The 13,278-nt window shown below is 65.4% G+C and carries 14 protein-coding genes; 8 read left to right on the top strand and 6 right to left on the bottom strand.

Annotated features, from left to right (window positions below; all coding sequences use genetic code 11):
• The first annotated feature begins 99 nt into the window (after window positions 1–99).
• The 5 genes from DK847_RS17540 to hemN all read left to right on the top strand — a co-directional run bounded on the left by DK847_RS17540 (window position 100) and on the right by hemN (window position 5,703).
• Window positions 100–1,089: a hypothetical protein gene (locus DK847_RS17540; RefSeq protein ID WP_111199841.1), complete on the top strand. Its 990-nt coding sequence runs from the start codon at window positions 100–102 to the stop codon at window positions 1,087–1,089.
• Window positions 1,086–2,087 (top strand): carbohydrate kinase family protein, encoded by a 1,002-nt coding sequence (locus DK847_RS17535; protein ID WP_111199840.1) that lies wholly within the window; start codon window positions 1,086–1,088, stop codon window positions 2,085–2,087. Before DK847_RS17540 ends, DK847_RS17535 begins: the two co-directional genes overlap by 4 nt.
• Before the next feature lie 196 nt (window positions 2,088–2,283).
• Complete coding sequence (locus DK847_RS17530) at window positions 2,284–3,663, top strand: aminotransferase (protein ID WP_111199839.1); 1,380 nt, start codon at window positions 2,284–2,286, stop codon at window positions 3,661–3,663.
• Window positions 3,663–4,280 (top strand): pyridoxamine 5'-phosphate oxidase family protein, encoded by a 618-nt coding sequence (locus tag DK847_RS17525; RefSeq protein ID WP_111199838.1) that lies wholly within the window; start codon window positions 3,663–3,665, stop codon window positions 4,278–4,280. The genes DK847_RS17530 and DK847_RS17525 overlap by 1 nt, the downstream gene beginning before the upstream one ends.
• Before the next feature lie 70 nt (window positions 4,281–4,350).
• Window positions 4,351–5,703 (top strand): oxygen-independent coproporphyrinogen III oxidase, encoded by a 1,353-nt coding sequence (gene hemN, locus DK847_RS17520; protein WP_111199837.1) that lies wholly within the window; start codon window positions 4,351–4,353, stop codon window positions 5,701–5,703.
• Between the two features lie 131 nt (window positions 5,704–5,834).
• On the opposite strand, the gene DK847_RS17515 is transcribed toward hemN, so the two are convergent.
• From DK847_RS17515 to pdxH, 3 genes are read right to left on the bottom strand one after another with little or no spacing between them, the layout of a single operon-like run.
• A complete protein-coding gene (locus DK847_RS17515; RefSeq protein ID WP_111199836.1) occupies window positions 5,835–6,980 on the bottom strand; it encodes a trans-sulfuration enzyme family protein in 1,146 nt (381 codons plus the stop codon).
• Window positions 6,973–7,728, bottom strand: coding sequence for an SDR family NAD(P)-dependent oxidoreductase (locus tag DK847_RS17510; RefSeq protein ID WP_425358699.1), 756 nt, complete (start codon window positions 7,726–7,728; stop codon window positions 6,973–6,975). Before DK847_RS17510 ends, DK847_RS17515 begins: the two co-directional genes overlap by 8 nt.
• The gene (gene pdxH, locus DK847_RS17505) at window positions 7,725–8,357 is read right to left on the bottom strand and encodes a pyridoxamine 5'-phosphate oxidase (RefSeq protein ID WP_111199834.1); all 633 of its coding nucleotides are present in this window, start codon (window positions 8,355–8,357) and stop codon (window positions 7,725–7,727) included. The genes DK847_RS17510 and pdxH overlap by 4 nt, the downstream gene beginning before the upstream one ends.
• 212 nt (window positions 8,358–8,569) lie before the next feature.
• Here pdxH and fabI point away from each other — a divergent pair, with 212 nt between their 5' ends.
• The 3 genes from fabI to aroC are packed head-to-tail and all read left to right on the top strand — an operon-like array spanning window position 8,570 to window position 11,087.
• A complete protein-coding gene (gene fabI, locus DK847_RS17500) occupies window positions 8,570–9,394 on the top strand; it encodes an enoyl-ACP reductase FabI (protein ID WP_111199833.1) in 825 nt (274 codons plus the stop codon).
• Window positions 9,387–9,992: a histidine phosphatase family protein gene (locus DK847_RS17495; protein WP_111199832.1), complete on the top strand. Its 606-nt coding sequence runs from the start codon at window positions 9,387–9,389 to the stop codon at window positions 9,990–9,992. Before fabI ends, DK847_RS17495 begins: the two co-directional genes overlap by 8 nt.
• 9 nt (window positions 9,993–10,001) lie before the next feature.
• Window positions 10,002–11,087 carry a chorismate synthase gene (gene aroC, locus DK847_RS17490; protein WP_111199831.1) on the top strand — a complete coding sequence of 362 codons (1,086 nt, stop codon included), beginning with the start codon at window positions 10,002–10,004 and terminating at the stop codon, window positions 11,085–11,087.
• A 225-nt stretch (window positions 11,088–11,312) separates the two neighbouring features.
• On the opposite strand, the gene DK847_RS17485 is transcribed toward aroC, so the two are convergent.
• The 3 genes from DK847_RS17485 to DK847_RS17475 are packed head-to-tail and all read right to left on the bottom strand — an operon-like array spanning window position 11,313 to window position 13,256.
• Entirely contained in the window at window positions 11,313–12,041 is a 729-nt protein-coding gene (locus DK847_RS17485; protein WP_111199830.1) for a TlyA family RNA methyltransferase, read from the bottom strand.
• Complete coding sequence (locus DK847_RS17480; protein WP_111199829.1) at window positions 12,031–12,276, bottom strand: exodeoxyribonuclease VII small subunit; 246 nt, start codon at window positions 12,274–12,276, stop codon at window positions 12,031–12,033. The genes DK847_RS17485 and DK847_RS17480 overlap by 11 nt, the downstream gene beginning before the upstream one ends.
• Window positions 12,276–13,256, bottom strand: coding sequence for a histone deacetylase family protein (locus DK847_RS17475; protein ID WP_111199828.1), 981 nt, complete (start codon window positions 13,254–13,256; stop codon window positions 12,276–12,278). Before DK847_RS17475 ends, DK847_RS17480 begins: the two co-directional genes overlap by 1 nt.
• Window positions 13,257–13,278 lie beyond the last annotated feature (22 nt).

Raw genomic sequence — 13,278 nt, 5'->3', positions numbered from 1 at the left:
CAACGGCAGGGCAGACAAGAAAAGCCCCACATTGCCATTGTCCGTCATGGCAAGGCTGATAGAAGGGACAGCCTCGAACAACCTGCAGGATGAGACGCCGTGAAGTCCCTCGACAAGAAGCTGAAGACCATCGCCGCCGGCAAGTACAGGCCGAAGGATTTCATTTTGGCCGACGCCAAGGACCCGGACTATGCCTTCGGCGTCAAGGGCACGGGTGCGCACGACTATCTCGACCAGTCAGGCAAGCACCGCTCGATCCCCGAGTTCCGCCAGACGATCCGCGACATCGTCAGGCAGAAGCAGATGGACGTGATGCTGGGCGCCGTCTGCAACATGGAAGTGCTGATCGCGGAGGGCCTGTTCGACAAGTCGGGCGTCACCCCCGCCATCCGCGCCAACGACACGACCGACATCTGGCACCCGCGCGCCGGCAACTTCGCCAAGGAACCGTCGCGCCCGTGGCGCACCGCGAACCTTTCCTACGTGTCGAAGTTCTGCGACCTCGGCCTCTATTCCGTCACCTTCAACAACATCCTCGAGCGCGACCTTGACTCGGTGACGCAATACCGCGCCTTCAGGGAGGACGCGGTGAAGCACAAGTTCCGCCACTTCCTCGAGATCTTCAATCCCAACGCGCCGCAGAACCTCTCGGCCGAGGCCATGCCCTTCTTCGTCAACGACATGATCATGCGCGTGCTGGCCGGCATGGCGAAGGTGGAGCGGCCGCTGTTCCTCAAGATGCCGTTCAATGGCCGCAAGGCGATGGAGGAGCTGGCCAGCCATGATCCGGGCCTCGTCATCGGCATTCTCGGCGGCTCGTCGGGCACCACGCGCGACTGCTTCGAGCTGCTCGCCCAAGGCGAGAAGGCGGGGGCCAGGGTCGCGCTCTTCGGCCGCAAGATCAACCTCGCCGAAAGCCCGCTCGACCTCGTGGCGCTGTTCCGCCCGGTGATCGAATCCGAGGTGACGCCCGAGCAGGCGGTGAAGCATTATCACGCCATGCTGTCGAAGAAGGGGCTGCGACCCAAGCGGTCGCTCGCCGACGACCTCAGGATCACCGAACCGGTGCTCGAAGGCTACAAGAAGTGACGAGGCGCGGCGTCGTCCTCGCCGGCATCGTGGTGCTCGACGTCGTGCACCTGATCGACCGCTGGCCCGAGGAGGAGACGCTGTCCTTCATCGACCGCACCGAGATGGCGGCCGGCGGCCCCCCGCACAATGCGGGCGCCGGTCTCCTGAAACTCGGCGCGGATTTCCCCGTGACACTGCTCGCCACTGCGGGCGACGATGCCTACGGCGAGATCATGCTGGCGAGTGCGCGCGGCTATGGCCTCGACACGTCGCGTGTCACCATCATTCCCGGCGTGGTGACGAGCCACACCCATGTCATGTCCTGCACCGACACGGGGCGGCGCACCTTCTTCGCGCAGCTCGGCTGCAACAACGTGATGACGGTCGATCACCTCATGCCGCCCGAGGGCAGCAACGCCAAGCTCTACTATCTCGGCAGCCCCGGCACCGCCCGCCACCTCGACGAGACCGATGGCTGGCGCACCCTGCTCATGGCGGCGAAGGCCCGCGGCATGAAGACCTGCCTCGAACTCTGCCCTGCACCATCGGCCACACTGGCAAGGCTCGTTCCGCCCTGCCTGCCGCTGACCGATGTCTTCGTGGTGAACGACTACGAGGCCGCCAGCATCACCGGCCTCGACGTGGCGCCGGGTGGGCGGCTGTCGTGGACCACGGCCGAGCGAGCCTGCCGCCAACTGCTCGCCATGGGTGTTGCCGAGCTCGCCGGCATCCACCACCCCGATGGCGCGGTGGCCGTATTGCGCACCGGCGAGGTCTGCAAGCGCCCCTCGGTGAAGGTCGAGCAGTCGGAAATCGCCGGTTCAACCGGCGCGGGCGATGCTTTCTATGCGGGCGTGCTGTTCGGCCTCCACGAGGACTGGCCGCTGGAGCGCTGCCTCGACCTCGGCAACGCAGCGGCCGCCACCTCGCTCCATTCCCCAACCACGAGTGCAAGCATTCGTCCGTGGGCGGAGTGCCTTGACTATGCGAGGGCGAAGGGTTTGCGGTCCCTTTGATTGGCGTCACCCCGGCGAAAGCCGGGGCCCAGCTTTGGGCGCCCAAAGCGGGGTTCCGGCTTTCGCCGGAATGACGGCTTTGAGGGTCTTGCAGGCCGCGGGCCAGCCATGTGCTGGTAGCCCCCGCAGAGGTGGCGCGAGGGGTTTTCACCCGCCACCGCCCTGATATAGTCCCCCGACCATCGGAGGAAACAGAATGCCCTTGTCGAACATGGCCGTCCGCGACATCGAGACGGTGATCCACCCCTACACCAACCTCGCCCGCCACCGCGAGGTGGGTCCGCTCATCCTCAACGAGGGCCGCGGCATCTATCTCTATGACGACACGGGAAAGCGCTACATCGAGGGCATGGCCGGTCTATGGTGCACGGCACTGGGCTATGGCAACCAGGAGATCGCGGAAGCCGGTGCCGAGGCGCTGCGCAAGGTGTCCTTCACCCATGCCTTCGGCGGCAAGTCGCATGACGGCGTGATCGAGCTTTCGGAGAAGCTGAAGGAGATCGCCCCCTGCCCCGCCTCCAAGGTGCTGTTCGGCACCTCGGGCTCCGAGGCCAACGACATGCAGATCAAGCTGTCGTGGTACTACAACAATGCCCGCGGCAAGGTGAGCAAGAAGAAGATCATCAGCCGCATCCGGGCCTATCATGGCGTCACCATCGCGTCGGCCTCGCTCACCGGGCTGCCCTGGGTGCACAACGACTTCGACCTGCCGATCGCCAACATCCTCCACACCTCCTGCCCGCATTACTATCGCTATGGCCAGGACGGCGAGACGGAGGAGCAGTTCGCCGCGCGCATGGCGCAGGATCTCGAGGACATGATCCTGCGCGAGGGCCCCGACACCATCGCCGCCTTCATCGGCGAGCCGCTGATGGGTGCGGGCGGCGTGCTGCTGCCGCCCAAGGGTTACTGGGAGAAGGTCAATGCCATCCTCGCGAAGTATGACATCCGCTTCATCGCGGACGAGGTGATCTGCGGCTTCGGCCGCACCGGCAACTGGTTCGGCACCACGACCTTCGGCATGAAGCCGGACTCGATCTCCATGGCCAAGGCCATCACCTCGGCCTATTTCCCGCTGTCCGCCTTGACGGTCGAGGAAGACCTCTACCAGGCCATGCTGGACGAGAGCCGCAAGCTCGGCACCTTCGGCCACGGCTATACCTACACCGCCCACCCGGTGGGCTGCGCCATCTCGCTCAAGACGATCGAGATCTACCAGCGCGACAAGATCATGGAGCATGCGGCCAAGATGAGCCCGGTGTTCCAGATGCGCCTCAACAAGCTGGCGGACCATCCGATGGTAGGCGAAGCCCGCGGCGTGGGCCTCATCGGCGCGGTGGAGCTCGTGGCCGACAAGGCGACCAAGCGGCCTTTCGACCCGAAGAAGATGGTGGGTGCCGCAACCGTCAATGCGCTGCAGGAGATGGGCCTCATCGTCCGCAACATCCAGGACTCGGTGGCGCTCTGCCCGCCGCTCGTCATCACCACCGACGAGATCCACGAGATGTTCGACATCTTCGAAAAGGGCCTGGACCAGATGGAGGCCTGGGCGCGGAAGGAGAACGCGAGGGCGTGATGATCGGGAATGAGGAAGAGCTCCGCGCGAAATTCGGCGAGGTGAGCCATCTCGCCTCGGCCAAGAGCCGGCCGGCGCTGGACAAGTATTCGCGCCAGTTCATCGCGCTGTCGCCCTTCCTCGTGATCTCGACAGCAGACGCCAAAGGCCGCGCGGATCTCTCACCGCGCGGCGATCCGCCGGGCTTCGTCCACGTGATCGACGACAACACGATCCTCATCCCCGACCGGCCGGGCAACAACCGGCTGGACACCATGGCCAATATCGTGGCCAACCCGAATGTCGGGCTCCTGTTCTTCGTGCCCGGCTTCGAGGACACGCTCCGGCTCAACGGCAAGGCGCGCATCACCGATGACAAGGCGTTGCTGTCCGCCTGCACCGTCAACGGCAAGCAGCCGGTCGTGGGCATCCTCGTGACCGTGGAGGAGGTCTTCCTGCACTGCGCCAAGGCGCTCAAGCGCTCGAAGCTGTGGGAGCCCGACTACCGCCAGGACCGGGCCCAGCTGCCCTCGATCGCCCGTATCATCCTGGAGCAGACCTGCACGCCCGTGGCGGAGCCGGAAGCGGCCAAGATCGACGCCGAGGTGGAAGAGGAATACCGCAGCGCCCTCTACTGACCGGGGAAAATCGCCGGGGCTTGATCGAGGTCAATGAGCGCTGACACTACAACCGCTAGTGTCAACTTCCATGGACAGTCAGCTTCTCCCCTTCGCCACCCAGGACGTTCCCCGCTACACGAGCTATCCGACAGCCGTGCAGTTCCAGTCGCCATTCCCCGGGCAGCAGGCGGATGACTGGCTCACGGCGCTGGACCCCGAAGCCACCCTCTCGGTCTATGTCCACATCCCCTTCTGCCGCCAGCTCTGCTGGTACTGCGGCTGCCACACCTCGGTGCCCAATTCCTATGACCGCGCGGCGCGCTATGTCGACTATCTGGTGAAGGACATCAAGCGCTCGGCCTCCCTGTTCCAGGGCCGCAAGGGCAAGGTCACGCATCTCCATTTCGGCGGCGGCACGCCCACCTATCTCGATGACCTGCACATCGGCGAGATCGTCGAGGCCATCGACAAGGGCTTTGGCTTGAGCACCGGCGGCGAGATGGCACTCGAATCCGACCCCCGCACGCTGACGCGCGAACGCGCCAGGGTGCTGGCCGCCATGGGTTTCAACCGCATCAGCTTCGGCGTCCAGGATTTCGCGACACCCGTGCAGATGAAGATCAACCGCCTGCAGACCTTCGGCCTCGTCAAGGCCGCGACGGAATTCCTGCGCGAGGCGGGCTTCCAGTCGGTGAACTTCGACCTGATGTACGGCCTTCCCGCCCAGACGGTGGAGAGTGTGACCATGACCGCCCAGCAGGCGGCGTCGCTGAAGCCCGACCGCATCTCGGTCTTCGGCTATGCCCATGTGCCGTGGTTCAAGAAGCACCAGAAGATGATCAGCGACGCCGACCTTCCCGGCGTCAACGCCCGCTATGACCAGGCCACCACCATCGAGCGCGAGCTCAACGCCCATGGCTATGCCTCGATCGGGCTGGACCATTTCGCGCTGGAGCATGACGAACTCACAGCGGCGGCGAAGAACGGCACCATGCGCCGCAATTTCCAGGGCTACACGACGGATGTCTCCGACGCCCTCCTCGCCTTCGGCGCCTCGGCCATCGGCGAATTCCCCGGTGGCTTCGTCCAGTCGGCCCGCGACACGCTGGAATGGTCGCAGAAGATCGACCGCAACGAGAGCCCGGTGACGCGCGGCCTCGCCACCACCGCGGAAGACCGCATGCGGTCAGAGGTCATCGAACGCCTGATGTGCGACCTGTCCGTCGACGCAGCGGACATCGCGCAGCGCCACGGCTTCGATCCCGCCATCTTCGACGACGTGCCGGAAAAGCTCGAACCCGCCATCCACGCCGGCATCGCCGAGGTGAAGGGCACGCGCGTCAGTGTTCCGCCGAAGCACCGCCTCTTCCTCCGCACCGTCGCGGCAGCTTACGACGCGCATTTCGTGGCCGCACCGAACCGGCACGCAAAGGCGGTCTGACCGCATCACGTTTCGTCTTTTCCCCTACCTCCACCTCATCATGGCCGGGCTCGTCCCGGCCATCCTTTTCGCGGCCACCAAAAAGGATCGCCGGGACAAGCCCGGCGAGGATGACTATCAGCACGTGGAATTCAAAGCGAGGCCAGCGCCTGCTCCAGGTCGGCGATCAGGTCATCCACATGTTCGATGCCGATGGAAAGCCGCACGAGATTGTCCGGCACCGGACTCGTCGGCCCCTCCACCGTCTTGCGGTGCTCGGCGAGACTCTCGACACCGCCCAGTGACGTCGCCGGCACGATCACCTTGAGCCTGGTGCACAGCTTCTGCGCATCATCGAAGCCGCCCCTCACCAGGAGCGACATCATCCCCCCGAAGCCATCACGCATCTGGCGCGCCGCGATGGCGTGGCCCGCATGCGAGGCGAGCCCCGGATAGAGCACGCGCTCCACCTTCGGGTGACCTTCGAAATGCTTCGCGATCGCCAGCGCATTGGCCGAGCACTGGCGGTAGCGCACGAAGACCGTGCGGAGCCCGCGCATCAGCAGGAAGCAGTCGAGCGGCGGCAGTGGTGCCCCGATCTTGGTGCGCAGCATGCGCACATCCGTCCAGCGCTGGTTCTCCTCGCGCGTCACCAGCACACCGGCCAGCACGTCGGAATGACCATTGAGATACTTGGTCGCCGAGTGGAACACGACATCGGCACCCAGCTTCAGCGGCCGCGTCGTCACCGCAGCCGTCGCCGTCGCATCGACGGCGAGGATCGCACCCACAGCATGCGTAGCCTTCGAGGCGGCTTCGATGTCGATCACGTCCCAGGTCGGGTTCAGCGGCGTCTCGATCCACACGAGATCGGTCTTGCCCTTCTGCAGCGCGGCGTCGAGTGCGCCGTCCTTCCTCGGGTCGAACAGCGTGAGCGTGATGCGCCCCAGTCCTTCCAGCCGCTTCATCCAGTCGCGCGTGCCGTAATACATCACGTCCGGCGCCACCACATGCGCACCCGCCGGCACCGTCTCCAGCAGCGTGGTGATCGCCGCCATGCCCGATGCGAAAAGCAAGGCGGAAGTCCCGCCCTCCAGCGCCGCGATGGCTTCCTCCGTCTGCCACAGCGTGGGATTGCCGTTGCGGACGTAGTTCTCCTTGAGCAGCGGCTTGTAGTTCTCATCGCGGGCATAGGTGGAGGACAGATAGATCGGCGGCACCACCGCACCCGTTGCCTCGTCAACGCCACGCAGCGCATGCGCCGCGATGGTCTCCGGCCGCAGGGCCTCGTTAGACATGCTGCCCGCCGTTGATGTGAAGCTCGGCACCCGTCACGTAGGACGACTGGTCGGTGCAGAGGAAATAGATGGCCTTGGCCACCTCCTCCGGCTGGCCGAGGCGACGCTGCGGAATCTGCGCCACCAGCTTCTCCGTTCCCGGAGACAGGATCGACGTCTCGATCTCGCCGGGCGAGATCGCGTTGACGCGGACGCCGAAGGGCCCGAAGTCCCCCGCCATCTCGCGCGTCAGCGCCGCGAGTGCGGCCTTGGAGGTGGAATAGGCGGCCCCGGCAAAGGGATGCACCCGCGAGCCGGCGATCGAGGTGACGTTCACCACGGCACCCTTGGCAGCGACCAGTTCGTCCATCAGCCCGCGCGCCAGCATGACGGGCGCAAAGAAGTTGATCTGGAACACCGTCTTCCAGTCCTCTTCCGAGGTCTCGAGCGTGTTGAGCCGCGCCCCGCCCGGTTTCTTGGGGCTGATCGCGGCATTGTTGACGAGGGCATGCAGCCTCGAGCCCTGGGCCTTCAGCTTTTCCTTCATCTGCGCGATGGCCTTGTGGGTGTCTTCCGACGAGGCGAGGTCGACCACGATGTGGTCTTCCGGCCCCGCGTCCCACGGGCAATCCTCGGAGAAGGGTTGGCGCGAGCAGGTGATGACGCGCCAGCCTGCGGTCGAGAAGCGCTTCACCGTCGCATGCCCGATGCCGCGCGATGCGCCGGTGAGGATGAGGGTCTTGCGCTCGCCATCAGCTGTCGTGTTCACGGGTAAAGCCTCGCCTTGGACCATGCCGCAGTCTCGTCCGGCCGCCGGAACACCACCCGGTCATGCAGCCTGAAGGGCCGGTCGTGCCAGAACTCGATCGACAGCGGCTTGATGCGGAAGCCGGACCAGTGGGGCGGGCGCGGCACCTCGCCGATTGCGTATTTTGCGGTGTTCATCGCCACCGCGGTTTCGAGCGCGAAGCGGCTCTCCAGCGGGCGGGACTGCTGGGACGCCCAGGCGCCGATGCGGCTGTCGCGCGGGCGGGAGGCAAAGTAATCATCCGCCTCGGCCTTGGAGACCTCCTCCACGATGCCCCTCACCCGCACCTGGCGGCGCAGCGACTTCCAGTGGAACACGCAGGCCGCCTTCATGGTGCCGAGGATCTCCTGGCCCTTCTGGCTCTCGAAGTTGGTGTAGAAGACGAAGCCGCGCTCGTCGAAGCCCTTGAGCAGCACCATGCGGACATTGGGCAGCCCCTCCTCGTCCACGGTGGCCAGCGCCATGGCATTGGCGTCGTTGGGTTCGGAGGCTTCCGCCTCCTTCAGCCACTCGCCGAAGAGGTTGAAGGGGTCGTTGCGCTCGGTGAAGCCGGCAGACGCCGTCAGCTTGGAAATGTCGCTCAATGCCATCGTGCAAGTCCTGATATGTCAGATGCTTATGCGCTCGGCGTGGTTACGGATCAACCGCTCCGGCAGACCAGCAGCCATGCCCGCCAGCAAGCCCGCCTGAGGTCCGCCCCTCGCCATCTGCGTGTTTTCTTTCCAGTGGACCTCCCTCTGGACTTGTGTCAATTAACCCGCCGCCGGGAAGCATCCGGCTTCCTCTGTGCGGACGGTTGATAATGAGCGATTTCAAGGGTTTGATGGCTGGCAAGCGCGGCCTCATCATGGGCGTTGCCAACAACCGGTCCATTGCCTGGGGCATCGCCAAGTCCTGCGCCGCCCACGGAGCGGAACTGGCCTTCACCTATCAGGGTGACGCCCTGAAGAAGCGGGTCGAACCGCTCGCAGCCGAGCTCGGCTCGAAGATCGTCGTCCCCTGCGACGTCACCGACGCGGCCTCCATGGATGCGACCTTCGACACCATCGCGAAGCAATGGGGCACGCTCGACTTCGTCGTCCACGCCATCGCCTTCTCCGACAAGGACGAGCTCACCGGCCGCTACGTCGACACGACGGCGGACAATTTCACCAAGACGATGTTCATCTCGGTCTATTCCTTCACCGCCGTCGCCCAGCGCGCCGAGAAGCTGATGACCAATGGCGGCTCGCTCGTCACCCTCACCTATTACGGGGCCGAGAAGTGGATGCCGCATTACAACGTCATGGGTGTGGCCAAGGCCGGCCTCGAGGCTTCCGTGCGCTATCTCGCTGCCGACCTGGGCCCCAAGGCGATCCGCGTCAACGCCATTTCCGCAGGCCCGATCAAGACGCTTGCGGCATCGGGCATCGGCGACTTCCGCTACATCCTGCGCTGGAACGAATATAATTCGCCGCTGCGCCGCACCGTCACCATCGACGAGGTGGGTGACTCCGGCCTCTATCTCCTGTCCGACCTCGGCCGCGGCGTCACCGGCGAGATCCTGCATGTCGATGCGGGCTACCACATCGTCGGCATGAAGAACCCGGATGCGCCGGACATCACGGTGAACGGCGGCGGTGAATAAGCAGCGCCCGCCAATCTATTTCGTCCGCCACGGCGAGACGGACTGGAACGTCCAGGGCCTGATCCAGGGCTGGACCGACATCGAGCTGAACCAGAAGGGCCATGCCCAGGCCCGCGCCGTCGGCGAGGCCCTGCGCAAGGTGCGCGAGTTCCATCCGGACTTCAACTTCGTCGTCTCGCCCTTGAAGCGCGCCCGCCAGACCATGGGCTACATCGCCGAGGCGCTGGCGCTCGAACCCGAACAGATTGCCATCGAGCCAGCCGTCACGGAGCTCGGCTTCGGCGTCTGGGAAGGCAGGCCCTTCTGGGAGCTGAAAGCCTCGCCCGTCTATCCGCCGCACCCGGAGGACCGCTATTTCTGGCGTCCCGACGAGGGGGAAAGCTATGAGGACGGCCACGCCCGCATCAACCGCTGGCTCGACACGCTGGACCGCCCGACCGTGGTCGTGGCCCATGGCGCCATCGGCCGCTGCCTCATTGCCGAGATCGCCGGCCTGCCGCGGCGCGACCTCGTGGAACTGGCCATGCGCCAGGGCTTCTATTGCAAGCTCGGCAATGGCAAGGCCGAGTGGTTTGACGCGACCGCCGATGCGGCCTAGGTAAAGCCTATGTCGCACAATTCCTTCGGCCATCTCTTCCGCGTCACCACCTTCGGCGAAAGCCATGGGCCCGCCCTTGGCTGCATCGTCGATGGCTGCCCGCCGAATATCCCGCTGACGGCCGACGACATCCAGGTATTCCTCGACAAGCGCCGCCCCGGCCAGTCGCGCTTCACCACCCAGCGCCAGGAGCCGGACCAGGTGAAGATCCTTTCCGGCGTCTTCGAGGATGACCGCACCGGCGGCCCCGTCACCACCGGCACGCCGATCATGCTGATGATCGAGAACGTCGACCAGCGCTCCAAGGACTATGCCGAGATCCGCGACAAGTTCCGCCCCGGCCATGCCGACTTCACCTACCAGGCGAAATACGGCATCCGCGACTACAAGGGCGGCGGCCGCTCCTCGGCGCGCGAGACGGCGGCCCGCGTGGCGGCCGGTGCGGTTGCGCGCAAGATCATCCCCGGCGTGACCATCAGGGGCGCGCTGGTACAGATGGGCCCGCACAAGATCGACCGGACGAACTGGGACTGGGCGGAGGTCGACCGCAATCCCTTCTTCACGCCCGATGCCAGGGCAGCGAAGTTCTTCGAGGATTATCTCGACGGCGTCCGCAAGTCCGGCTCCTCGATCGGAGCCGTGATCGAGGTGACGGCAAGCGGCGTCCCGGCGGGCTGGGGAGCACCGCTCTACGGCAAGCTCGACCAGGACCTCGCCTCGGCCATGATGAGCATCAATGCCGTGAAGGGCGTGGAGATCGGGGCGGGCTTCGAATCCGCGGCGCTGTCGGGCGAGGAGAACGCCGACGAAATCCGCATGCGGCGGGGAAAGCCTGAATTCCTCTCCAACAATGCGGGCGGCATATTGGGCGGCATCTCCACCGGCCAGGACGTGGTGGTGCGCTTCGCCATCAAGCCCACCTCCTCGATCCTCACCTCGAAGCGCAGCATCTCGGCGCAAGGCGAAGACGTCGACGTGATGACCAAGGGCCGCCACGACCCCTGCGTCGGAATCCGCGCCGTGCCGGTGGGGGAAGCAATGATGGCCATCGTGCTGGCCGATCACTTCCTGCGCCACAGGGGCCAGGTCGGGTAGTTCTTCACAATGTCAATCAGCAGGAAGCACGTTCAGTGCTCCTGCATGTAGCACATATAGGAATTAAAGTCAAGGATTAAATTCTTTCTTGACTTCGACGCTCTCTGAGACACCCTCATATTCATCATGCCCGGGCCTGTCCCGGGCATCCTCTCCGCGGCCACCCAGAAAGGACACCCGGGACGAGCCCGGGTGTGATGAGACCTGGTCGTGGAGGACGAAAAATCACCCCTTCCCCGCCGCCACCAGGAACTCGCGGTTCCCATCCCCGCCCTCGACCGGTGATGCCGTCAACCCCAGCACCCGCCAGCCCTGCGCCCGCAGGAACGCAATCACCTCATAGCACACCCGGTCATGCACCGCGGGGTCGGCCACGATCCCGCCCTTGCCGATCGCATCCCGCCCTGCCTCGAACTGCGGCTTGATCAGCGCCACCAGCAACGCGCCCTCCTCCGCCAGTTCCAGCGCCGCGGGCAGCGCCAGCTTCAGCGAGATGAAACTCACATCGCAGACGACCAGCTGAATGGGCCGGTCAAGATGCTCCGTGGACAGATCACGCGCGTTGAGCCCCTCGATCAGCGTCACGCGGCGGTCATGGACCTTCATCTGCCCATGCCCCACGTCGATCGCCGTTACATGCGTGGCGCCCTCCTCGAGCAGCACCTGCGTGAAGCCGCCGGTCGAGGCACCGATATCGAGGGCGTTCTTGCCCACAGCCGAAATCCCGAATTGCGCCAGCCCGTGCTTCAGCTTCAGCGCTGCGCGGGAGACATAGCCTTGTGCCTCATCCGCGATGGTCAGGACGTTATTGGCACCGACGATCTGCGAGGGCTTGGATGCCGCCTCACCATCGATCCTCACCGTGCCGCGCAGCACCGCATCCCGCGCACGGGACCGCGAGGGATAGAGCCCGCGGGCGACGAGGGCCTCGTCGAGCCGCTGCCTAGTCGACATCCAGGGGTTCGCTGCCGGACGGCGTGCCGTCGGGCTTCAGCGTGATCTTCTCGATGCGGGCCTCGGCATCCTTCAGCAGCTTCTCGCAGTGCTTCTTCAGCGCCTCGCCGCGCTCATAGATGGCGATCGACTGTTCGAGGTCCACCTTGCCGGATTCGAGCCTGGTCACGATCTGCTCCAGTTCCGCAAGCGCCTTCTCGAAGGGCAGGCTGGCGATGTCGGCGTGTTCGGTCATCAGATATCGTCCTCGTCGTCGTCCTCGAATTCGGGTTCCTCGATCATCCCCGCGCTGCCGCGCATCAGCGCCTGCACGTGGATGCCGACGGAAGCGCTCAGCCCCTGCAGGTCGTAGCCGCCTTCGAGCACCGAGACGAGGCGGCCGCCGCAATGGACCTCCGCCGCCTCCATCAGCTTCAGCGTGGCCCAGGCGAAATCCTCTTCCGTCAGCTTCAGGCTGCCGAGCGGATCACGGTGATGCGCATCGAAACCGGCGGAGACGATGACGAGGTCGGGCGCGAAGGTGTCGAGGGCCGGCAGGATCACCGAGCCCATCGCCTCACGGAACTGCTCGCCGCCATCACCGGCACGCAGCGGCGCGTTGAAGATGTTGCCCACACCTGTCTCCTGCACGTCGCCCGTGCCGGGGTAGAGCGGCATCTGGTGGGTCGAGCCATAGAACAGGTTGGCGTCCGACCAGAAAATGTCCTGCGTGCCATTGCCGTGGTGGACGTCGAAGTCGACCACCGCCACGCGCTCGGCGCCATACTTGTTCCGCGCATAATGCGCGGCGATGGCGGCCTGGTTGAACAGGCAGAAGCCCATGGCGCGTCGCGTCTCGGCATGGTGGCCGGGGGGCCGCGTCGCGCAGAACACGTTGTCGGCCTCGCCCTGGAACACCGCGTCCACCCCGGCGGTGGCCGCCCCCACGCCGCGCAGGGCCGCTTCCAGCGATCCAACCGACATCACGGTGTCGGGGTCGAGATATTCCATGCCCTCGCTGGGCGCCATGGCGCGGATGCGCTCCAGGTGCTCATAGGCATGGGCGTGCAGGATGTCCTCGTCGCGGCCCCGCGGCGCCTCGCGGCGGAGGAGGTCCTTGAAGTGGTCGTTGGCGAGGATCTGGTTCACCGCCTTGATGCGGTCCACCCGTTCCGGGTGGCCATTGGGCGTCACGTGGCGGAGGGAAGACGGATGCGTGAAAAGCAGGGTGGTCATGGCCCCCGTTCTAGCCGCTTGC

This window comes from Aestuariivirga litoralis, from assembly GCF_003234965.1.
GTDB lineage: Bacteria > Pseudomonadota > Alphaproteobacteria > Rhizobiales > Aestuariivirgaceae > Aestuariivirga > Aestuariivirga litoralis.
Note: the sequence above shows the minus strand (reverse complement) of the source record. Positions and strands in the feature narration are given on the sequence as shown.